The following is a 21,994-nucleotide window of genomic DNA, read 5'->3' as shown; positions in this document are numbered from 1 at the left end:
ACCGTTGACACTTTAAGGAGGCGGACTTAATCTGACTTTTGTCCTTTACGACATCGTCGATTTCGAGGAAGTGCCCTGATGGCTACGCTTTTTCCTGCGGCAACAATCTTTCCGATCCCCACCGACCCGCTTGCTGCGTACGGTCCACTCGTTGCTCGCCGGAATCCCGAGTCGGTAGATCCGGCACCGTACGAACACTTTGCGGTCAAGGCGGTCGCGCCGACGATCGGAGCGGAAATCTCCGGTATTCGACTCGGCGGGGGTCTGTCTGATGCCGTGATTGCGGAACTCCGCCGAGCTCTCCTCGAATGGAAAGTCCTCTTCTTCCGCGATCAGGACCTCGACCGAGCGGAACATCGAGCTTTTGCCGAGCGTTGGGGCGATCTCGAACAGCATCCGTTCTTCAAGTACACGCAGCCCGGGCAGACGGACGTCGATGTCACGACACTGGCGAAGGATGCGATGGTCGGCGGAGTCGAGAACAACTGGCACAACGACGTTACGTGGCACGAGTTTCCTTCGTTCGCAGCAGTTCTTCGTGCGGTGGAGGTGCCGGAGGTGGGTGGTGACACTTTGTGGGCCGATACTGCAGCTGCCTACGATCTGCTTCCTGAAGACATCAAGAAGCGTATCGACCCGCTTGTTGCAGAACATGATTGGATCAACTCGTTCGGCAGGTCGATGCCGGTGGATGCGGTCGAGATGTTGCGTCCGAAGTTCCCCGCTGTGCAGCATCCGGTGGTTCGGATCATTCCGGAAAGTGGCAGGCGGGTGTTGTTCGTCAACATGACCTTCACGCAACGGATCTTGGGTGTGTCAGAAGAAGAATCGAACGAACTTCTCACGATGCTGTATCGCCACGTCAATCGTCCGGAATTTCAGGTCCGTTTGAAGTGGGAGCCGAATACTGTTGCCTTCTGGGACAATCGGACCTGCCAGCACTACGCGGCCAGTGACTACTTCCCGGCTCGTCGTGTGATGGATCGAATCTCGATTGTCGGGGATCGACCGGTGGGCGTCGGGGGCTGATACGACGCTCAGTGCCTCGAGTGTCTACTACGGGAAGTAGTAACGCACCTCACATAGCTTTTCGACGCCTTGTCGATATGATTTCGACAAGGCGTCGATAAAAGTCGGCGTGACTCGTATCGACGACTTTGGAGCTTCCCGAATGTTCCTCGCCCTGCGTGAACTGTGGTTTGCGCGAAATCGATTCCTCTTGATGGGTGCCGTGGTTGCCCTCATCTCGATCCTGATGGTGATTCTGTCCGGCCTCTCGTCCGGACTGGTAAATGACGGTGTCTCCGCTTTGCAGCGGACGCCGATTCAGGCGTTTGCCTTCGCACCGGACACCAAAGCCGACTCAGCGTTTTCGCGCTCGGTCGTCACCGAGGAGCAGGCGCAGGCATGGCGTATGCAACCCGATGTCCAAGACGCCGAGCTCTTCGGCAACATGATCGTCAATGCAAAAACTCGCAGTGGCACGCCTGTCGATCTCACGCTCTTCGGCATCGAACCTGGCTCCTTCCTCGAGCCCGTCTCCGCCGACGGGAGGGGGCTGCATGCCGACACGGACATCATCGTCAGCTCTACCTTCCGTGACGACGGTGTTGCGATCGGTGACACCGTGATACTCGATCGACTCGGTACGGAGCTGACAGTTGTCGGATTCAGCGAAGACAAGCGCACTTTCGGTCACGTCGACGTCGCCTACCTGCCCCTGCGTACTTGGCAGGAGGTTCACGCCGGTGCCAAGATCGGCGAAACCGCCAATGCCAGTGCCTATTCCGAAGCAAGTGTTGTTGCGATTCGGGGCATTGGTGGCGCGTTACCGGATCTCGTGTCGGGCGATGCGGCGGCGGGAACGTCCGCAAAGACGCTCGAGGAATCTTTCGACTCCTCACCAGGGTTCTCCGCGGAAATGATGACAATGTCGATGATCAAGGCGTTTCTGTACGCGATTTCGGCCCTGGTGGTCGGTGCATTCTTCAGTATCTGGACGGTTCAGCGCGGTCGTGAACTCGCAGTGTTGCGCGCGATGGGAGCCTCTACCGGCTTCCTGCTTCGTGACGGCATGGCGCAGGCACTGGTAGTGCTGCTTGGTTCCATCGGCCTCGGTGTGTTGCTGGGCTTGGGGCTCGGTTCGGGGCTCGAAGGCGGGGGGATGCCGTTCGCCCTCGAGTCCGGCCCAGTCGTCAACGGCGCAGTGCTCTTGGCGGTACTCGGGCTGGTCGGCGCAGCCGTTGCCATCGTCCGTGTTACCCGTGTCAACCCGCTCACCGCATTGGGAGAAAACCGATGACCACAGTCGAAAAGACCACAACCGGATTGGTATTGACCGCTGTCAGTCTTCGATTCGGTGACGGTGACTCCACCGTGCTCGCCCTCGACAACGTGAACCTGGAGGTCTCGTGCGGCGAACTTGTCGCGATCGTCGGACCGTCAGGCGCTGGAAAGTCGAGCTTGCTCGCTGTGGCAGGCGGACTCGGTCGGCCGTCGAGTGGAACGATTGTCATCGACGGCGTGGACGTGTCGGCGATGCCGGCCCGTGCTCTCGCCAAACTTCGACGAGACAAGGTCGGCTTCGTCTTTCAGTCCGGCAACCTGATTCCAGCGCTGACGGCGCGCGATCAGCTTCGGCTGATTCCCAAGCTCACGGGGCGGCCGGGTCGCGATCCCGAGGAGTTGCTCGACTCGGTCGGTATGAGTCACCGTGCAGATCGTCGACCCGGTCAACTCTCCGGCGGTGAACGCCAGCGCGTCGGTATCGCTCGGGCATTGATGAGCAATCCCTCGCTACTGCTCGTCGACGAGCCGACGGCTGCTCTCGACCGCAAACGCAGCCATGAGGTGGTCGAACTGCTCTCGCGCGAAACTCACGAGGCAGGCGTCGCTACGATCATGGTGACCCACGATCACGACGTGCTCGGGCACTGCGACCGCATCCTCGAAATGGTTGACGGTCGGTTGCGTCAGAGCGAGTAAGCCCGCGAGGGGACTGGAGGAGATTCGGTGCCGAGGATCGATGCGCCCACTGTGGTCGAGCATCGTGCTGCTCAGCGCCGTGCCCTCCTCGACGCTGCACACGCTCTTCTGTCCGAGGCCCCGGACCGGCCCCCGGGGCTCGGTGAGGTGGCAGCGAAGGCCGGGCTCGCCAGGTCGAGTGCCTACCACTACTTCCGGTCCCGGGAAGATCTCCTCAGTGCCGTCGTCGAAGACATGTTCCCGCGCTGGAACGACAAGATCGTCGAGGCGATGGCAGGCGCAGACGATCCGGTATGGGCGTACGTCGAGGCAAACCTCCAACTGGTTGCCGACGGGGAGCATGCGATAGTCGGAGCGCTGGCGACGCTGACCCCACAAACGTTTCGAGATTCGCGGATCATGGAAATGCACGACAGTCTTGTGCTTCCGCTGGTCGAGGCCCTCCGCCTCCGTGGCGTGTCGGACCCGAAGCTCACCGCCAAGTTGATCAACTCGCTGGTGCATACGGGTACCGAACTGATCGAATCCGGTTGCAGCATGGAGGAAGTCAGGTCCGCCGTGCGTGAGGTCCTCGCGTGACGGGCACCCTCAGGCCGTAATCAGATCCATCCGAAGGTACTCGGTGATGCGGAGCAGCCTCGGGGGTTGGGACACGTCTGAGGAAAGTGCTTGAAATGCTTCGTCTTTCGCGACGAGGCGTGGGGTGCCGAGGCTCACCTCCGTCTCGTCGACCGACAGTCGAGCGCTTCCCGCTTTCAGGACGTTCTGCACCCAGTCCGAGCCTGATCCGTACACCAGAATGAAGACGTAGCCACCCTCGACCGGATAGGCGTCGAGGGGCGTCCGGTAGGTCGTGCCGGATGTGCGTCCGACGTGAGTCAGTACCGGCCATTTACCGCTCGAAATTGCACGCGGGTTGAACACTCGCTTGTTGACATGTCCCCACCATCTCGGCATCGGCATTGCGATCTCCCTTCGCGAGCGCCTTACGAACGTAAGGCTGGCTTACACCTGTAAGGCTGGCTTACACCTGTAAGGGTGACTTACGCATGTAAGGTTGTCAACGTATTCGTTCCTCGGAGGGGAGTCTGTGTGTCACGGCAACCGCGACAGTCGCTGAACAGGACTCGCGTAATCGAGGGTGCGATCCGCGTTGCCGACGCGGGTGGTGTCGAAGCCGTCACGATGCGACGGGTGGCCCAGGAGCTGGGCATCGAGGCGATGTCGCTCTACCACCACGTGCCCAACAAAGATGCGATTCTCGACGGCGTCGTCGATGCGGTCTTCGAGGCGATCGACCTGCCCGACAGTGAGTGTGTGGATTGGCGAGACGCAATCCGTGGACGCGCCTTTTCCGCTCGCACAGTCCTGTCGCAGCACCGTTGGGCTCTCGGTCTGCTGGATTCGCGACGCAACCCTGGCTCGGCGACCCTGCGTCATCTCGACGCTGTGCTCGGAGTGCTCCGGAAGGCCGGGTTCACACTCCCGATGGCCGCCCACGGAGCCTCGCTGATCGACAGCTACATCGGCGGATATGTTCTCCAGGAGGCGAATCTGCCGATCAGCGGGCCCGTCGACGTCGAAGAGGTTGCGAGTGACATCCTCGAGCACCTTCCGGCTGAAGAGTTGCCCTTCCTTCACGAGATGATCGTCGATCACGGTCTGAGTCCGGCTTACGACCACACGAGTGAGTTCGCCTACGGTCTCGATCTCATCCTCGATGCGCTCGAGGCGCGTCGCGCATCGGCGGCACCGGTCCTCGAATAGCAACGATTCGTGCCCAGTTGCTCACTCGTACTGGGGTAACGCAAGGTGTGTGCACGCGGATGAGCTGCAGTGTCCCTATTGACAGGTGGCTGTATATACAGGACTATACATTCATCAAAAGTGACCCAAGGCACATTACGTAGATGATGTGATGCACGCCGACCGCGGTGGCCGAGTCCTTCGATCGATGGAGTTCTGATGACTGAACGTCTTCCTGGAGAAGACCGGACGGAAGACGACAATGTCCTGCTCGACGGGAAAGGGTTGTCGGTTCACCGGGTGAACGAAATCGCGCGAGAGCCGGCCGTGATTCGACCTGCCGACGCGGCTCTCGAGCTCACACGGCGGTCATGGGAGACCGCGGTTCGGGTTTCCTCCCGTCAAGCGGTGTACGGGCGCACTACCGGGGTGGGCGGGAATCGCGAAACATCCGTCTCCGACGGTGTGCAGCAGGATCTGAGGCTTCTGAGAAGTCACGCAACGGGATCGGGCCCCAGGCTCCCCGACCGGGTGGTGCGCGCCGCGATCGTCATCCGCACCAACCAGATCCTCAACGGCGGCTCAGGTATGCATCCCGACATCATCGACGGTCTGGTTGCTGCTGTTGCTTCGCAGAACCTGCCGACAGTGCACGCACGCGGTGCGATCGGAACGGGTGACCTGAGTGCGTTCTCCGAAATCGCCATGGGGCTGATCGGTGAGAGCCCGCTTCGCGACGGACGCACCGGAATCGGTTGGACTCCGCACCACGGTGATGCACTTCCGTTCATCTCCACCAACGCGATGACGGTGGCGATCGCCGGCGACACCAGTATCGAAGTCGCGGGGTGGCTTCAGCACTGCTTGGTTGTCAGTGTTCTTTCCGTGCTTGCGTCGCGTAGTTCTGTCGAACCGTTTGCTGCACAAGTACAGTCGGCAAGAATGCACTTCGGTCAAGCGGAAGTCGCAGAGCGGGTTCGCGATCTGCTGGCACCACACGACATCACACCCGTGAGAGTTCAGGACTCGTTCGGGTTTCGCGCCCTACCGCAAATCTTGGGTGCCACCTGGCAAGCGGTGCATCGACTGCAGAACACGCTGAGTATCGAGATGAATTCGTCTTCGGAGAATCCGCTGGTGTCGGTCGAAGACGACATGGTGTTCCACAACGGAAATTTCCACGCAATGCCAATAGCCCTTGCAGTCGACGAGGCGAAGTTGGCGGTCGCCAGTGCTGCCCTGCTCTCGCAATGTCGGCTCGCCAACCTCTCCGACCCCGCAGTCACCGGCCTTCGTGCGTTCCTTGCAGACGGTCCCGACGGCAGCAGCGGAACCATGCTTCTCGAATACACGACTTCTGCTGCCATTGCCGAGATCCGCTCGTCGGCGGCACCGGGGTCGTTGGGCCACACGGTAATTTCGCGCGGCACCGAGGATCACGCAAGTTTCGCATCCCAAGCTGCAACTCAATTGGCGGACATTCTTGCCCAATCTCGATTGGTGCTGGCGTGTGAACTGATCTCGGCAGTTCGCGCACTCTCGCAACAACAGCGTGAGCTGGATCCGGCGACCGAGCTCGGCGCGTACCTCGCGCGTGCGCGTTTGGTGCTGGACACGAGGACCGAAGACCGGCCACTCAGTGCAGATCTGAGTGCCGCCGTGAACTTTCTTTCTCAACCGCTCGACCAGTAAGCAGGTGGACCGAATCACAAGTAGGTGTGTGCTCGAACGGAACTCGACCATTTCTCCTGGGTGCGTCCGGACTCAGGTCGACACGAAAGTAGTTCGTAGATGATCAAATTCGACAAGGTCACCAAGGCGTATCCAGACGGAACCATTGCCGTCGATGCTCTCGATCTGGAATGCCCGACGGGAAAGATCACCGCGTTGGTGGGTCCTTCCGGCTGCGGCAAGACGACCTCACTCCGCATGATCAACAGGCTGATCGAACCGACGTCAGGCACGATTTCGCTCGACGGCGAGTCCACGGCGGGAATGGATCCGGCCCTTCTGCGTCGACGCATCGGGTACGTGATCCAGCACGCGGGTCTCTTTCCCCATCGCACCATCGTCGACAACATAGCGACCATGCCTCGATTGCTCGGTGCGAGTAAAAAGGAATCTCGCACTCGCGCTATGGAATTGCTCGAAACGGTTGGTCTGACGACCAACTTCGCCGACCGCTATCCGTGGCAGCTCTCCGGAGGGCAGCAGCAACGAGTCGGTGTTGCGCGAGCATTGGCTGCGGATCCGTCATTCATGCTGATGGACGAACCGTTCAGCGCCGTTGATCCGGTTGTTCGCGGCCAGCTGCAAGACGAGTTTCTCCGTCTGCAGAAGGAAATCGGAAAAACGATCATCATCGTCACCCACGACATCGACGAAGCGCTGAAACTCGGGGATCAAGTGGTGGTTCTGCGTACCGGCGGCATTCTTGCGCAGGCGGCGACGCCCCTCGAATTGCTGACTCAACCTGCCGACGAATTTGTTGCCGACTTCGTCGGACGTGACCGTGGGTACCGATCGTTGGGGTTCACGACATTGGACGGCGACCTACCGACGGTGTCAGAACCCGTTGCGCATCTGGGCGATTCCGCTGCGGCGGCCCGCGCACTCACCGGCGATACGTGGCTGTTGGTAGTGGATCCCGCGAACAAGCCGCTCGGATGGGTGAGGCCGGACGCGCTCACGGATTGTATCCGCCCGGATGACTTGAATCTCAGTGGAACACTTGCGGATTCCACCGGGACGATGCGCGCTCTGCTGGATGCGGCGCTGTCAGCGCCGAGCAAGCGGGGCGTTGTCGTGGACGACGCCGGACGCCTGGTGGGAACCGTCACTGCGCATGCTGCAGTGGAAGCCATCGAGGCTGCCGATCTGGCTGACGCGGGGAGGGCACTCCGATGAACTTCGAATGGCTCGGACGTCAGTCCGACCGGATCATGGACTTGGTGGGATGGCATGTTCTGCTGTCGTTGATTCCCTTGGTGATCGGCTTGGTGGTCGCGTTGCCGATCGGCTGGGTCGCCTATCGCAGTCGTCGGTTGCATCCCTACGTGGTGGGGACGGCCGGATTGCTCTACACGATCCCTTCGCTCGCGCTCTTCGTGCTCCTGCCTCCAATTCTGGGTACCAAGATTCTGGATCCGATGAACATCATCGTGGCGCTCACCGTGTACACCGTTGCTCTGCTCGTGCGGGTAGTGGCCGACGCGCTCGATTCGGTTCCGCCGGAGACGGTTCTGGCAGCGACGGCGATGGGTTACCGGCCGTATCAGACGCTGTTGAAAGTACAGTTGCCAGTGGGAGTTCCGGTGATCTGTGCAGGTTTGCGCGTCGCAGTCGTCTCGAACGTCAGTCTTGTCTCACTCGGCGCACTCCTGGGTATTCCGCAGATAGGTTCCTTGTTCACCCAGGGATTTCAGTTGCGTTTCTACACGCCCATCATCGCGGGTATCGCTCTGTGTCTGGTGCTGGCGTTGATCCTTGATCTCCTCATCATGTTGGCGAATCGGCTGTTGACGCCGTGGACCCCGAAAGTGACTACATCATGATCAGCTTCCTTCTCGACGGATCCCACTGGACCGGGCCGGACGGCATCCCCACCCTTCTCGTTCAGCATTTGATGTACACATTCGCCGCGCTGGCGGTGGCTGCGGTTATCGCGATCCCGCTCGGTCTCTACATCGGACATACGGGCCGTGGCTCCGTTGTTGTTGCTGGACTGGCCAACTCGCTACGAGCGCTGCCGACCATCGGTCTGCTGATCCTACTGGTTCTCATCATCGCGCCGTCATTCCCGAACAAACTCGCGTATCTGATCCCCAGCCTCATCGTCCTGGTGCTTCTCGCGATCCCTCCCATTCTCACCAACACGTACGCCGGAGTTCGAGCGGTCGATCAGGCTGCAGTCGACGCCGCGCGGGGGATGGGATTTCGGTCGATGCGGATCTTGACCGAGGTCGAGATTCCATGTGCCCTACCACTCATGTTGTCCGGCATCAGAAGTGCCGTGCTTCAGATCGTCTCCACTGCGACTGTCGCCGCTTACATTTCTTTGGGCGGACTCGGCCGGTTGTTGATCGACGGAAAAGCTCAGAGCGATTACGGCCAGATGGCGGCCGGAGCCGTACTGGTATCGCTGATTGCCCTGGTTTTCGATCTCGGAATCGGAGCACTGACTGCGCGGGTCGTTTCGCCTGGCCTGACCAGGCGCGATCGGAAGAAGAAGACCGAGAAGACCGCCGCCCCCTCACAGCGCACCGCTGTGCCTGAGCCCGCACCGATCTGAGGACGTTCGACATGAAGAAGGTATTGATCGCCGCGTTGGTCGGCGTAACAGCGGTTGCGTTGTCCAGCTGCGGAATCGGCAAGGACCCCTTGGCTACGGACGGCGGCGGTAGTGCTGAGGGCGCCATCGTGATCGGTTCCGCCGATTTTCCCGAGAGCCAACTGATTGCGACCATTTACGCCGAAGCGCTTCGTGCCAACGGTATCGACGTTACCGAGAAGTTGAACATCGGTAGCCGAGAACTCTATGTACCGGCACTGCGCGACGGTTCCATCGATCTGATCCCCGAGTATTCCGGCGCCTTGTTGCAATATCTGGACAGCAAGACAACGGCGACGGCTTCAGATGAAGTATCCGCTGAAATCGATGCGAAATTGCCCAAGGGTCTGGTGGCTCTCGAGCCCTCGCCCGCAGAGGACGAGGATGTACTTGCCGTCAAACAGGAGACGGCGGAAAAGTATTCGCTGGAGACCGTCGAGGATCTGGTGCAGCATGCCGACGAGTTGACTCTCGGCGGACCGCCGGAATGGAAGACGCGCGAAAACGGCGTCGCCGGCTTGAAGACCAAATACGGCCTGACATTCCGGGAGTTCCTGGCACTCGATGCAGGTGGACCCCTCACGCTCAATGCGCTTCTGAGCGGGCAGATACAGGTTGCCGATGTCTTCAGTACCGATCCTGCGATGCGCTCGGAGAACTTGGTTGCACTCGAGGATACGAAGCACCTCTTCCTCGCGGAGAACATCACACCGATCATCAACGAGTTGAAGGCTCGCGATGACGTCCGCTCAGTGCTCGCGGGGGTTTCGGCGGCGCTGACCACCGAAGATCTCATCGAGATGAACCAGCGCGTTGCCGATCTCGACGACATGAGTGACATCGCTCAGGACTGGTTGCAGGAGAACTCCCTGGTGCCATGATCGAAGGCCGGGGTGGCGTCCTTGTCGTCGGCCGAACAGACGATATCGATTCGACCCCGCTCGGGGTAGCGTCGCGAAGTCAGGCATGCCTCGACCTCGCGGCGAGCCGTTCCGACCAAGGATGCCGACATGCCGAGAAGCCGACCGCGCACACCCATTGGACGAGTTCGGAACGGCGCAGCCACTACAACCACGGTTGTAGTGGCCGGCGTGTGTCTGGCATCAGGCTGGAACGCCCATGCAGTTTCCGAGTTGCGCTGTAGTTCCGTTCACGACGCCTGGTGGCACCGGACGGGCAATTCTCACCAGCGAGGGCGTCACCGTCATCGAATCACCGCCGGGAACGCTGACTGACCGCGGCATCGGTGACGGCTCACCGTGGCTCAAATCGAATCGGCCTACGGCAACGATCATTCGACACGGACGATTCAGACTGAGTCAGGCCAATCGATCTTCGTCACCACCGGTGATCCGGGGCAAGTCGGTAATGGCGACCCCGGAGGGTTGATCGGCTTTTCGATTCACGACGGTACGGTCGGGCCTCCTGTGATCGGTGGTGTCCCCGGCTTCGAGTACTGCTCGGGCAATTCGTCGACTTCGACTTCACGATTGCCGACGGCATCCACATCCGAGGGGTGCGGAACGATCACGTACCCCGAGACAGGCGTTGTCGCCGCCATCGGCAATCTGCAAGGCGGCATCACTTGTGAGGTGGCAAAGGACATAGTTTGGAGTGCTCGGACAGAACTCGTGGAATCAGTTTTCAGGCAGTCCCGTAGATCTGCTGGAGGCGCGCCGAGGCTAGCGCTGAACCGGCACGTGCTTCGTGACTATCCGGTGGATCAGACGAGCAGCCGTTCGGGCAGTGCGATTGTCGACGTCGAGGCTCGGGTTCAGTTCGGCGACATCGAGAACCGCGAGTTTTCCGCTGGACGTGACTCGGTCACATACGTATTGGATGGTTTCGAGGCTGACTCCGTAGGCCGCAGGTGCGCTGACGCCCGGCGCCACAGCTGCAGGCAGGACGTCGAGGTCGATGGTCAGGTAGACCAGATCGACGTCGTCGAGGAAGTCTGCGAGGAACTGATCCACGACGCCTCGGCCGATCGCTCCGCATTCTTCGTCGAGCAGATAGCGAACACCGAGGCGGTGAGCCGTGTCGAACAGTGCCGTGGTGTTGCTCGGTTGGCTGATTCCGATCACGCTGTACTGATGCGAGGTGCCTGCCGCGGCTTCGTCCTCGGCGATCTGACGAAAGGGTGTGCCGGAGCTGGGTATCGGATCGCCCCGCAGGTCGAAGTGCGCATCCAAGTTGAGGATTCCGAGTTTGGCTCCGGCGGTTCGCAACTCGGAGCCCGCGACGCCGAGGTATGTACCGTAGGCGATTTCGTGTCCTCCCCCGAGAACCACGGGGAAGTGTCCCGAATCAAGCGCAGCGCTGACGGCGTTCCCGAGTGCGGCCTGACCGGCCTCGAGTTCTTCACCCGACACGGCAACGGTTCCCGCGTCCTGAATCTGCAGTGGTTCGGCCAGCGCCATGGAAGCCAACCCGGCTCGCAAAGCGTCGGGGCCATCCGCGGCACCGCGGCGGCCCTTGTTGCGGCGGACTCCTTCGTCGCTGGAGAATCCGATCAGAACACAGTCGCCGGGAGCTGTTTCGGCTGAATACGGTTGCACGGCATGATGCCACCGCAGATGCTCGGCAGTGGTGCCGTCGGAGCGCCCGGTCCACGGCTTGGGTTCGATGTCGACTGCGATCTGATGTGCCACGACGGCCTCCCGGTGAGTGTATTTCAGTAGCTTGTGGCGAGTGCGCCGTTTTTCCAGACCTCGCGCACCAGAGGGACGCCCGGGCGGTAGGCGAGGTGGAGGTACGACGGTGCATCGAGCGCGATGGCGTCGGCACGTATTCCGAGAGAAAGGGTTCCGACGTCGGTGCGCTGCAGCGCCCGGGCGCCTCCTGCAGTGGCTGCCCAGACTGCCTCGGCGGGTGTCATGTGCATGTCTCGCACCGCAATTGCTATGCAGAACGGGAGGCTGGTGGTGTAGCAGGTGCCGGGATTGCAGTCGGCGCCGAGAGCTACTGTGACGCCGGCGTCCAGCAGTGCGCGGGCGTCGGGGTACTTGTTGCGGGTGGAGAAGTCGGCACCTGGCAACAGTGTTGCGACGGTGGAACTCTGAGCCAGGGCGTCGATGTCCTCGGCGGTGACGTAGGTGACGTGATCGACGGACGCGGCTCCCATCTCGACGGCGAGCTGAACTCCTGGCCCTTCGCCGAGTTGATTGCCGTGGACGCGGGGGATCAGTCCAGCGGCGACGCCTGCGCTCAGGACTGCATGTGCCTGTTCGCGGTTGAACGCCCCTCGTTCGCAGAAGACGTCGATCCACTTCGCGTGTGGCGCACAGGCAGGGATCATCTCGTCGCACGCCATGGCGACGTAGTCATCGGCGCGGCCGGCATATTCGGGTGGTGGAACGTGGGCGGCCAGCAGTGTGACCTCGTCGGTGAACTGTCCGGCGATCAGTGCGCTGCGTAGTTCGCTCTCGGTGTTCTGCCCGTATCCGGTCTTGCATTCGACGGTTGTGCTGCCCGAGCGCAGGGATTCGTCGAGTAGGCGTCGAACATTGGCCTGCAATTGTTCGTCGGTGGCCGAGCGCGTCGCTTCGATGGTGTTGCGAATACCGCCCGCCGCGTACTTCTCGCCCGCCATGCGAGCTGCGAATTCCTCGGCCCGCTCGCCACCGAACACCAGGTGCGAGTGACTCTCCACGAATCCGGGGAGCAGGGCCCGACCGCCGATATCCTGACCGATATCGGCAGCCGGGGCGTCGGCGGAATCACCGACCCAAGCAACAACGCCCTCGTCGAAAACGATTGCCGCGTCGTGTCGTACGCCGAGCTTGCCCTCACCCAGAGTCGGGTCATTGGTGACGAGGGTTCCGATGTTGGTCAGAACTGTGGTTCGAGAACCATTCGTGGTCAATGTAATTCCTAACTCAGGGTGAGGTGGTGGGGCTGTTTCAGTTCTCGGTCATCGGGATTCGGACGCCGCGGGTGGCTGCCGTGTCGATGGCGTGGTCGTATCCTGCATCCGCATGCCGGATGACACCCATCCCGGGATCGTTGGTGAGAACTGCTTCGAGCTTCTTGGCTGCGAGTTCGGTGCCGTCGGCGATGCACACCTGTCCCGCGTGGATGGAGCGCCCCATCCCGACGCCGCCGCCTTGGTGGAGTGAAACCCACGAAGCGCCGGACGCGGTGTTGACCAGGGCGTTGAGCAGCGGCCAGTCGGCGATCGCGTCGGACCCGTCGATCATCGATTCGGTTTCGCGGTACGGCGAGGCGACCGATCCGGAGTCGAGGTGATCGCGGCCGATGGCGATCGGTGCGGAGAGCTCGCCCGAGGCCACCATCTCGTTGAACTTGAGGCCGGCGAGGTGGCGCTCACCGTATCCGAGCCAGCAGATGCGAGCCGGAAGGCCTTCGAAGGCAACCTTTTCGCCGGCCATGGTGATCCAGCGGCGCAGGTGCTCGTTCTCGGGGAAGAGCTCGAGGATGGCCTTGTCGGTGGCCTCGATGTCCTTGGGATCACCCGAGAGCGCTGCCCAGCGGAAGGGGCCGAGGCCTTCTTCGAAGAGCGGACGGATGTAGGCGGGAACGAATCCGGGGAAGTCGAATGCACGGTCGTAGCCGGCCTTGCGGGCCTCGTCGCGGATGGAGTTGCCGTAGTCGAATACCTCGGCGCCGGCGTCCATGAATCCGACCATGGCCTTGACGTGTGCGGCCATCGCGTTGCGGGAATCTTCGGTGAACTTCTGCGGATCCTTCTCCGACATGGTCTTCATGTCGCCGAAGTCGATGCCGATCGGCAGGTAGGCGAGGGGATCGTGCGCCGAGGTCTGGTCGGTCACGATGTCGATGGGGGCCTTCATCTCCAGCAGCGCCGGGAAGATCTCTGCCGCATTGCCTTCGAGGCCGATGGAGAGCGGCTTCTTGGCATCGCGTGCCGCGGTCGCCAGTTCGAGCGCGTGCTCGATGCTGTCTGCCTTGGTGTCGAGGTACTTGTGGGCGATACGACGGTCGATGCGGGTGATGTCGCAGTCGACGCAGATCGCGACGCCGTCGTTCATAGTGACGGCGAGAGGCTGAGCGCCGCCCATGCCGCCGAGACCCGCAGTGAGGGTGATCGTTCCGGCGAGTGAGCCGTTGTAGCGCTTCTTCGCGATGGCGCCGAAGGTCTCGTACGTACCCTGCAGGATTCCCTGGGTGCCGATGTAAATCCAGGAGCCTGCGGTCATCTGGCCGTACATGGTCAGGCCGAGGTCTTCGAGACGGCGGAACTCTTCCCAGTTCGCCCAGTCACCGACCAGGTTGGAGTTGGCGATCAGCACTCGCGGTGCCCACTCGTTGGTGCGGAAGACACCGACCGGCTTGCCGGACTGCACCAGCATGGTCTCGTCGTTCTTCAGCGTCTTCAGCGTGGCGACCATGGCGTCGAAGGCAGCCCAACTACGCGCTGCGCGACCGGTTCCGCCGTAGACGACGAGGCTGTCCGGGTGCTCGGCAACATCGGGGTCGAGGTTGTTCATGAGCATGCGCAGGGCACCCTCCTGCTGCCAACCGAGCGTCGTGAGCTCGGGGCCGCGGGGAGCGCGGACGGGGCGCGGCTCGTGGCCGGGGGTGCTGATTTCCATTGTGTTCTCCTAGCTTGCTGAAGTTCGAAAGACGTTGGGGGATCAGACGCGAGAGTCGGTCATCGCGGTGTGATCGGGGTAGATCATCGACGAAGGTGGATTGCTGGTGCGTTTGGCGAGCGGGTAATAGATCAGCCCGGTGAACACGATGCCGACGATCCAGGAGATGTCGGCGCCGCCGAGCATGTCCGTGACGGGGCCGGTGTACATCTTCTGGGCGAGGAACGGGATCTGGGCGAGAACGCCGGCGGCGTAGCAAGCCAATGCGGTGAAGTTCCATGCTCCGTATCGACCGTTGACGTCGTACAGCGCCGGAATGTCGATGCGTTCCTTGGAGATCAGGTAGTAGTCGATCAGATTGATCGCACTCCACGGCGTGAACACCATCAGCAACACCAGGACGAAGTTCTTGAAGTTGTCCAGGAAGTCGGCGCTGGCGGCGATGGCGATCAAGACCGAGACCGCAGTGAAACCGAGGATGTAGAGGGTGCGCGCGGTGCTCGAGATTCGCGACTGTCCGTTGAAGGCGGTGACGGTGGTCAGGATCGACATGAATCCGCCGTAGGCGTTGAGCACGTTCACCGTCAACTTGCCGACCAGGATGACGAAGTAGATCAGGAAGGCGATGGCAGCGGGTCCGGCCAGATCTCCCATGAAGCCGACCTGGTTACCCAGGAACGTGTCGCCGGCGCAGGCCGCGACGAGAGCGCCGAAGGTCATGGACCACTGCGATCCGATGACACTACCGAGGAACGTCGACCAGAACGTGGTGCTCTCGGAAGTGCTGCGCGGCAGGTAACGCGAGTAGTCGGCGACGTACGGGCCGAAGGTGAGCTGCCAACCGGCACCCAGCGAGATCGCGAGCAGGAAGGTGACTATGTCGAAGCCCTTGATGCCGACGTACGAGGCGACGTCGTACTCGAGGAACAGTCGAACGGCCAGGTAGGAGAATCCGACGATGCCCACGACGGTGGCGATCCTGCCGACGATGTGGATCAGCTTGTAGCCGGTGACCGCGACGAATGCGGTGAGGAGACCGAAGACGACGATGCCGACGGTGGGGCTGTCGATGTGCAGGATCTTGTTGACGGCCTGTCCGGCCAACACGGTGCCGGTGGCAGCGAAGCCGAGGTACATCAGGATGACGAGAACAAGCGGTACGACTGCTCCCTTGACGCCGAACTGGGCGCGACTCGAGATCATCTGGGGGAGACCCATACGCGGGCCCTGTGCGGAGTGAAGCGCCATGACAGCGCCACCGAAGATGTTGCCGATCAGAAGTCCGACGATCGCCCAGATGGCGTCCGCGCCGAATACGACGGCGAGAGCGCCGTCGACGATTGCAGTGATCTGCATGTTGGCGCCGAACCAGAGAGTGAACTGGCTGCGCGGGGTGCCGTGTCGTTCTGCATCCGGGACGACGTCGATAGTGCGTCGTTCCGGAGTGAGGATGACCTCGGCCGGTCCATCGTGAGTCATAGGCCTGTCTTTCTGCTGCGAGCCCGTCGAGCGACGGAATCGACGTCGGGGTATTGCCCACCTTCTTCGTGCTTGGTGCTTTGCGCCTTGTGCTTTGTGCGCTGGGTCACTGTCACTGCGGATAAATGTATATGCCTGTATATACAGGCGTCAATACCCGGGACCCGTTTTCGCGTAAATGCTGTGTAACACCACGCGAGAAATCAGAAACCCTTACCCGGGTTGAGGATTCCGAGCGGGTCGAAGGCAGCCTTGATCGATCGGTGCAGTTGCATGCTGTCCTCGCCGAGCTCGAGAGAGAGCCAGCGACGCTTCAGAACGCCGACGCCGTGCTCTCCGGTCAGAGTTCCTCCGAGTTCGAGAGCACGCCGGAAGACCTCGTCCGCGGCGGTCCACACGGCTTCGGGCACCGAGCCGTCGGCAGTGCGGTCGAAGACGAAGGTCGGATGGACGTTGCCGTCACCAGCATGCGCGACGGTCATGATCTTGACCATGTGCTCGGCGGCGGCTCGGTCGATACTCTCGAGCATGTCGGGCAGTTTCGACCGCGGGACCCCGACGTCTTCCACGAGACATTGCCCGAGTCGTTCGGAAGCCGGATAGGCGAGTCGGCGAATCTCGAGTAGCTGTGCGGCTTCTGCCGCGTCCTGCGAGACGGCGACAAAATCTGCGCCCGCCCTCTCGAAGTGTTTCTGCATCGCCGCGGCTGCTGCGTCGGCATCGACCCCGTCGGCCTGTGCGATCAGCATCGCGGCGGTGTTGTCTTCCAACCCGATTCGTTTCCAGTCGTCGACTGCGCGCAGCGTTGCTCGATCGATCAGCTCCAGCAGGCTCGGTCCGATCCCGTCGCGAACGACCGCGGCAACTGCGTCCGCTGCGGAGCGGAGAGAATCGAAACTGCCGACGACGGTGACCGGTGCTCTCTTGGGCTTGGGCTGCAACTTCAGCGTGGCACTCGTGACGACTCCGAGTGTTCCCTCCGAACCGACGAGAAGACTGGTCAAGTCGTATCCCGCAACACCTTTGACGGTCCTTCGGCCTGTCCGCACGATCCGACCGTCGGCGAGCACAACCTCGAGACCCAGGACTGAATCGCGGGTGACGCCGTACTTCACGCAACGCAGTCCACCGGCGTTGGTGGCGATGTTTCCGCCGATCGTGGAGATCTCGAAACTGCTCGGATCAGGGGCGTACATCAGCCCGTACTCGTCTGCTGCTCGACTGATGTCGGCGTTGATCACCCCGGCTTCCACGACAGCGAGCTGATCGTCCGGATTGACCTCGAGAATCGAGCGCATGCGAGTGGTCGAGATGACCAGGCAGCCCTCGACGGCTGCCCCGCCGCCCGCCAAACCGGTTCCCGCACCGCGGGTTACCACCGGGACACGGTGAGCAGTAGCCCATTTCAGCGCCTCGGAAATGTCGGCCGCAGTTTCGGCGAGCATGACGGCCGCCGGATGGCCGGGTTCGGCGAGATGGGCCTCGTCACGGCGGTACGAGTCCATTACCGACGGGTCGGTGATCAGGCGACTCGAACCGATCGACCGAGCGAGTTCGTGGACGGACATTCTTATCTCCAGTCGGTCAAAGGTTGTGTGCGAGTGCGTCCACAGCGGCGATCACGGCGTCTTCTGCTGCCCGCTCGCCGACGGTGACCCGCACTCCCTCGCCGGGGAACATCCGGACCGAGACACCTCGCGCGACGCAGGCCGCTTCGAGCGCAGAAGCTCTCTTGCCGAGAGGGATCCACACGAAGTTGGCGCCGCTCGGGACCGTCTCGACGCCGCGCAGAGTCAATTGCTCACGTAGGTGAGCGCGACCCGCAGTCACCGTTTCGACTATCGAATCGGTGTGCGCCGGATCGGTCAGGGCCGCGCAGGCCGCGGCCTCGGCAACGGCGCTGAGGCCGAAGGGCGGTGCAGCGCTGCGAAGATCGGCTGCGATCGCCGAGTTGGTGACGGCATAGCCGGCCCGAAGTCCGGCCAATCCGTAAGCCTTGGAGAAGGTTCGGAAGACGACGATGTTGGGAAAGGTTCGAAGCAGGTCGACGCCGTCGACGTCGCTGGTCGCGAACTCCCGGTAAGCCTCGTCCAGAAGGATGAGGACGTCGCTCGGGATCGAGCGGGCGAACGAGACGAACTCCGCGGTCGAGAACTCGCTTCCGGTCGGATTGTTGGGGTTGCAGACGAGTACTGCGCGGGTCTGCGGCGTCACGGCTGCCGCCATTGCACTCAGATCATGCCGATGTTCGGAATCGAGTGCGACGGGTACACCGCTCGCCCCGGCGATTCCGATCAGTATCGGGTACGCCTCGTAGCTGCGCCACGGGTAGACGACTTCGGTGCCAGGGCCCGTGTATGCAGTCAATACCTGCTGGAGCAGTGCCAACGACCCGGCGCCGACCAGTACCTGGTCGTCGCCCACGCCCAGACGGTCGCTCAACCGGGCTATCAGTGTGTCGCCGAACAGCGACGGATACAAGTGCGAGTGTGAGGCCGCGAGATTGACGGCCTCGAGAATGGCCGCCGAGGGTGCAACCGTCGACTCGTTGCTCGACGCCCGCCACCGAACCTGCTCGAGGCCGGCGGCTTTGGAGTATCGAGGAAGCGCTTCGATTTCGGGTCGGGGGCGAGGCCTCAGCGCACCGGGCGCGCTCATGCCAGGGCGCCGATCGCGTTCTCCGCAGCCGCAACAAGTGCACCCGATGCCGCCAAGTCCACCGCGGCCTCGATCTCGGGGGACAGGAAGCGATCGGTACCCGGCCCCTGCACCTTCTCGCGCAGGGTCCGAAGGACGGCTCCGGTGGCGGGGGAGGGCTCGAGTGGGGAGCGCAAATCGATTCCTCTTGCTGCAGTCAGTATCTCGATCGCGAGAACTCGGGTGAGACCGTCGATGGACCGGCGGAGCTTGCGTGCACCCGACCATCCCATGGAGACGTGATCTTCCTGCATGGCCGAGGAGGGAATCGAATCGACACTGGCCGGGCTCGCGAGTCGCTTGAGTTCGGACACGATGGCAGCTTGTGTGTACTGCGCGATCATCAGTCCGCTGTCGACACCGGGGTCGTCGGCGAGGAAGGGGGTCAGACCGTGATTGCGTGCTACGTCGAGGAAGCGGTCGGTTCGGCGTTCGCTGATACCCGCGACATCCGCGGTCACGATGGCGAGGAAGTCCAAGACGTAGGCCACGGGAGCTCCGTGGAAGTTACCGTTGGATCGAACCCGTCCGTCGAGGGTGACAACGGGATTGTCGACAGCACTGGCCAATTCGCGCCCGGCGACGAGGCGGGCGTGATCGACGGTGTCGCGTGCGCCGCCGGCGACCTGCGGTGCGCACCGCAGTGAGTACGCGTCTTGAACCCTGGTGCAGTCAGGGCCCGCATGGCTGGCGACGATCGGGGAATCGGCAAGCAGACGCACCATGTTCGATGCGGCCGCGCCCTGGCCGGGGTGGGGGCGAAGCGCTTGGAGGTCCGCGGCGAACACCTGATCGGTGCCGAGCAAGCCCTCGACGCTCATGGCGGCAGCGATGTCGGCCAACTTGAGCAGATGATCGAGATCGGTGATCGCAAGGGCCAGTTGACCGAGCATCCCGTCGGTACCGTTGATCAGTGCGAGGCCTTCCTTCTCGGCCAGAACCACCGGTTCGAGACCATGGGCAGCCAATGCCGTTGCCGCATCGGTGAGTTCACCGTCGGCGGTGCGGACGGAACCTTCACCGATGATTGCCATCGCCACATGCGCCAGTGGTGCCAGATCTCCCGAGCATCCGAGGCTGCCGTATTCGTGCACCACCGGGGTGATGCCTGCGGTGAGTAGGTCGGCGTACGCCTGTGCGACTACAGGGCGCACTCCGGTTCGCCCGGTGGCGAGCGTCGAAAGACGCAGAAGCATCAAGGCCCGGATCACTTCGCGTTCGACTTCCGGTCCCGAACCTGCCGCATGTGAGCGGATCAGGCTGCGCTGCAACTGTGTCCGCAGATGCGCCGGAATGTGCCGGGTGGCAAGTGCGCCGAATCCGGTGGAAACTCCGTAGACCGGTGTGGGGTCTGCGGCCAGCGCTTCGATGCGTGCACGACTTTCGGCGATCGCGGCCAGTGATTCCGCGGTCAATGCAACGCCGTATCCGTTGCGCGCGACGTCGACGACGTCGGCGATGGTGACAGCGCCGATTCCGACCTCGATGGTTCGGGTGGCTGTCTGGGTGGCAGGGGTGGCGTTCATGGGACTCCAATGATGATGCGGTGGTGATCCAACAAGTCTTGTATACGAGACTCTAGTCTTGAATATGAGACGAAAACAAGGCCCGCAGAGTACGGAACGGAGAATTTTGCTACATGTCTGCGGTCGGGGTCTCCACCATTCGATCTCCGAGATCGGCGGAGAACTCGGCGCTGACGGCGCGCACTCGGTCGGCGATCAGGGCACTCTCCTCGGCCGATTTGGAGCCGGAGAGGAAGGTGACGCCGAGAGCTGCGACCGGACGACCGTCCCGTGTGATCACGGGGCTGGCGATGCAGTTGATCCCGGATGTCGTCGCATTCTCTTCGACCGCATATCCGCTCTCACGTGCTGCGGCGAGCAGTTCTCGCAGTTCGGCGAGCGTCGACGGACCCGTTCCGGTCCGCGTCGGCCAGGTGTACCCCTCGTAGAGCGCGCTGATCTGTTCCGCATCCAGACGGCTCAGAATCGCCCGCCCGACTGCGGTGAGATGCGCCGGAAGGCGGGTCCCGATCTCGGTCACCAACCGAACGCCGGGCTTCAGAGGTTCACGTTTGTCGAGGTAGATGACGTCAGAACCCTGAAGTACCGCCAGATGGGAGGTCTCGTCGGTCGACTGAGTGAGTGCCAGCATGAATCGTTGGCCCTCACGGTGAAGTGGGCCGGACCGCATGTACGACGCACCGACTTCGAACGCCGAGACACCCAGGGTCCAGGCGCGTTGATCAGCCCAGTACGAGACGAACCGTCGATCCCGCATGACATTGAGGAGGTGATGCGTCGTACTCTTCGGCAGCTCGAGGGCGCTGGAGATTTCTGCCGTCGCCAGCGGCACACCCCGGCGGGCCAGGAGATCGAGCACGTCGAGCACGCGCTCAGCAGATTTCACGCGGCTCGTCGTCATATGGGGTGTGTCCTTACGGGTAGGGCTGAGGTGGGAGCGGGGACCCACATTGTCTCGGATACGAGACTGAATCGCCAAGTGCTCGGGGTGGTCAGTGAGTCTGGTTGCCGAGTTCCGCGGACAACCGGGCGCAGTGCTCCACCAAGACGCGGCCGTGGCTGGCGCAGACCTCGTCCGTCAGACGGAAGGTCGGGCCCACGACGCTGAGCGCTCCGGCTATCTGACCGACCGCGTTGTAGATCGGCGCGGCAACTCCGGTCGAGTGATCCTCGATGGTGTCGTGCGCAATGGCGTACCCGCTCTCGCCTACCTTGCCGCTCAACGCTGCGCCGACGGCGGTGCCGTCCAGGGGAACGCTCTGGCCCACCCACCCCATGTGGCGGATCGCGTGCGTGCCCTCGATCTGATCGAGATACAGCGCAGTGTCTTTCGGTCCCTTCGTCGACAGGTAGGTCGACTCTCTCGTGGTTTCGGCGATGGCCTTCATCGCGGGCCGCGCTCTCGGCAACAGTTGATTGTCACCGAGTGCGCGAGCCCCGATCTGTAGTAGCCGCGGGCCGACGCGATAGACGTTGTCCTCGCCGCGGACGACGAACTCGGTTTGTTCGAGGCTTCTGATCAGGCGAAGCGCGGTACTGGTTGCCAGATCGGTTGCCTTGGCGGCGTCGCCGAGCGTCAACCCGCCGTGCTCGACGATCGCACCGAGAAGTTCGAACGTGCGATTCGCGCTGCGGGTCACGTCGCCGGGGGCCAT

General features: G+C 62.3%; 22 protein-coding genes. 11 read left to right on the top strand and 11 right to left on the bottom strand.

Annotated elements, in window-relative coordinates:
- Window positions 1-78: 78 nt before the first annotated feature.
- From KTR60_RS24475 to KTR60_RS24460, 4 genes are all read left to right on the top strand, one after another.
- On the top strand, window positions 79-1,029 hold the full coding sequence (locus KTR60_RS24475) for a TauD/TfdA dioxygenase family protein (protein ID WP_228401342.1): 951 nt from the start codon (window positions 79-81) through the stop codon (window positions 1,027-1,029).
- A 142-nt stretch (window positions 1,030-1,171) separates the two neighbouring features.
- Window positions 1,172-2,302, top strand: a complete 1,131-nt coding sequence (locus KTR60_RS24470; protein ID WP_228401341.1) for an ABC transporter permease — start codon at window positions 1,172-1,174, stop codon at window positions 2,300-2,302.
- Complete coding sequence (locus tag KTR60_RS24465) at window positions 2,299-2,985, top strand: ABC transporter ATP-binding protein (protein ID WP_003939803.1); 687 nt, start codon at window positions 2,299-2,301, stop codon at window positions 2,983-2,985. The genes KTR60_RS24470 and KTR60_RS24465 overlap by 4 nt, the downstream gene beginning before the upstream one ends.
- Window positions 2,986-3,012: 27 nt before the next feature.
- On the top strand, window positions 3,013-3,564 hold the full coding sequence (locus KTR60_RS24460) for a TetR/AcrR family transcriptional regulator (protein ID WP_054781557.1): 552 nt from the start codon (window positions 3,013-3,015) through the stop codon (window positions 3,562-3,564).
- A gap of 9 nt (window positions 3,565-3,573) precedes the next feature.
- Here KTR60_RS24460 and KTR60_RS24455 read toward each other — a convergent pair whose 3' ends face one another.
- A complete protein-coding gene (locus tag KTR60_RS24455; RefSeq protein ID WP_042926095.1) occupies window positions 3,574-3,948 on the bottom strand; it encodes a nitroreductase family deazaflavin-dependent oxidoreductase in 375 nt (124 codons plus the stop codon).
- Between the two features lie 129 nt (window positions 3,949-4,077).
- On the opposite strand from KTR60_RS24455, the gene KTR60_RS24450 reads away from it, so the two are divergent.
- From KTR60_RS24450 to KTR60_RS24420, 7 genes are all read left to right on the top strand, one after another.
- Window positions 4,078-4,752 carry a TetR/AcrR family transcriptional regulator gene (locus KTR60_RS24450; protein WP_007732754.1) on the top strand — a complete coding sequence of 225 codons (675 nt, stop codon included), beginning with the start codon at window positions 4,078-4,080 and terminating at the stop codon, window positions 4,750-4,752.
- Between the two features lie 198 nt (window positions 4,753-4,950).
- The gene (locus KTR60_RS24445) at window positions 4,951-6,423 is read left to right on the top strand and encodes an aromatic amino acid ammonia-lyase (protein ID WP_007732752.1); all 1,473 of its coding nucleotides are present in this window, start codon (window positions 4,951-4,953) and stop codon (window positions 6,421-6,423) included.
- A 99-nt stretch (window positions 6,424-6,522) separates the two neighbouring features.
- Window positions 6,523-7,638, top strand: a complete 1,116-nt coding sequence (locus KTR60_RS24440) for an ABC transporter ATP-binding protein (RefSeq protein WP_003940114.1) — start codon at window positions 6,523-6,525, stop codon at window positions 7,636-7,638.
- Window positions 7,635-8,285: an ABC transporter permease gene (locus KTR60_RS24435; RefSeq protein WP_003940005.1), complete on the top strand. Its 651-nt coding sequence runs from the start codon at window positions 7,635-7,637 to the stop codon at window positions 8,283-8,285. Before KTR60_RS24440 ends, KTR60_RS24435 begins: the two co-directional genes overlap by 4 nt.
- Window positions 8,282-9,022: an ABC transporter permease gene (locus tag KTR60_RS24430; protein ID WP_030536962.1), complete on the top strand. Its 741-nt coding sequence runs from the start codon at window positions 8,282-8,284 to the stop codon at window positions 9,020-9,022. Before KTR60_RS24435 ends, KTR60_RS24430 begins: the two co-directional genes overlap by 4 nt.
- An 11-nt stretch (window positions 9,023-9,033) precedes the next feature.
- Window positions 9,034-9,942 (top strand): ABC transporter substrate-binding protein, encoded by a 909-nt coding sequence (locus tag KTR60_RS24425; protein ID WP_228401340.1) that lies wholly within the window; start codon window positions 9,034-9,036, stop codon window positions 9,940-9,942.
- Between the two features lie 238 nt (window positions 9,943-10,180).
- Entirely contained in the window at window positions 10,181-10,450 is a 270-nt protein-coding gene (locus KTR60_RS24420; protein WP_228401339.1) for a hypothetical protein, read from the top strand.
- Window positions 10,451-10,463: 13 nt separating this feature from the next.
- Here the strand turns inward: KTR60_RS24420 and KTR60_RS24415 are convergent, their stop codons facing one another.
- The 10 genes from KTR60_RS24415 to KTR60_RS24370 all read right to left on the bottom strand — a co-directional run bounded on the left by KTR60_RS24415 (window position 10,464) and on the right by KTR60_RS24370 (window position 21,994).
- Window positions 10,464-10,622, bottom strand: a complete 159-nt coding sequence (locus KTR60_RS24415) for a hypothetical protein (protein ID WP_155277930.1) — start codon at window positions 10,620-10,622, stop codon at window positions 10,464-10,466.
- A gap of 121 nt (window positions 10,623-10,743) precedes the next feature.
- Window positions 10,744-11,712: a formimidoylglutamase gene (hutG, locus tag KTR60_RS24410; RefSeq protein WP_042926100.1), complete on the bottom strand. Its 969-nt coding sequence runs from the start codon at window positions 11,710-11,712 to the stop codon at window positions 10,744-10,746.
- Between the two features lie 23 nt (window positions 11,713-11,735).
- Entirely contained in the window at window positions 11,736-12,926 is a 1,191-nt protein-coding gene (gene hutI / locus KTR60_RS24405; RefSeq protein WP_228401338.1) for an imidazolonepropionase, read from the bottom strand.
- A gap of 37 nt (window positions 12,927-12,963) precedes the next feature.
- Window positions 12,964-14,637, bottom strand: coding sequence for a urocanate hydratase (gene hutU / locus KTR60_RS24400; protein WP_007732742.1), 1,674 nt, complete (start codon window positions 14,635-14,637; stop codon window positions 12,964-12,966).
- A gap of 42 nt (window positions 14,638-14,679) precedes the next feature.
- Window positions 14,680-16,116: a purine-cytosine permease family protein gene (locus tag KTR60_RS24395; RefSeq protein WP_228401337.1), complete on the bottom strand. Its 1,437-nt coding sequence runs from the start codon at window positions 16,114-16,116 to the stop codon at window positions 14,680-14,682.
- A 203-nt stretch (window positions 16,117-16,319) separates the two neighbouring features.
- Window positions 16,320-17,684 carry an FAD-binding oxidoreductase gene (locus tag KTR60_RS24390; protein ID WP_042448454.1) on the bottom strand — a complete coding sequence of 455 codons (1,365 nt, stop codon included), beginning with the start codon at window positions 17,682-17,684 and terminating at the stop codon, window positions 16,320-16,322.
- Between the two features lie 16 nt (window positions 17,685-17,700).
- On the bottom strand, window positions 17,701-18,774 hold the full coding sequence (locus KTR60_RS24385) for a histidinol-phosphate transaminase (RefSeq protein ID WP_042448451.1): 1,074 nt from the start codon (window positions 18,772-18,774) through the stop codon (window positions 17,701-17,703).
- Window positions 18,771-20,339, bottom strand: coding sequence for a histidine ammonia-lyase (hutH, locus tag KTR60_RS24380; protein WP_007732730.1), 1,569 nt, complete (start codon window positions 20,337-20,339; stop codon window positions 18,771-18,773). The genes KTR60_RS24385 and hutH overlap by 4 nt, the downstream gene beginning before the upstream one ends.
- Before the next feature lie 109 nt (window positions 20,340-20,448).
- Window positions 20,449-21,240: an IclR family transcriptional regulator gene (locus KTR60_RS24375; RefSeq protein WP_007732728.1), complete on the bottom strand. Its 792-nt coding sequence runs from the start codon at window positions 21,238-21,240 to the stop codon at window positions 20,449-20,451.
- Window positions 21,241-21,331: 91 nt separating this feature from the next.
- A complete protein-coding gene (locus KTR60_RS24370) occupies window positions 21,332-21,994 on the bottom strand; it encodes an IclR family transcriptional regulator (RefSeq protein WP_228401336.1) in 663 nt (220 codons plus the stop codon).

This window comes from Rhodococcus sp. C1 (genome assembly GCF_020809065.1).
In the GTDB taxonomy this organism is placed as follows: Bacteria; Actinomycetota; Actinomycetes; order Mycobacteriales; family Mycobacteriaceae; genus Rhodococcus_F; species Rhodococcus_F qingshengii.
The sequence above is the reverse complement of the archived record's forward strand: the minus strand, read 5'-3'. Positions and strand labels throughout refer to the sequence as shown.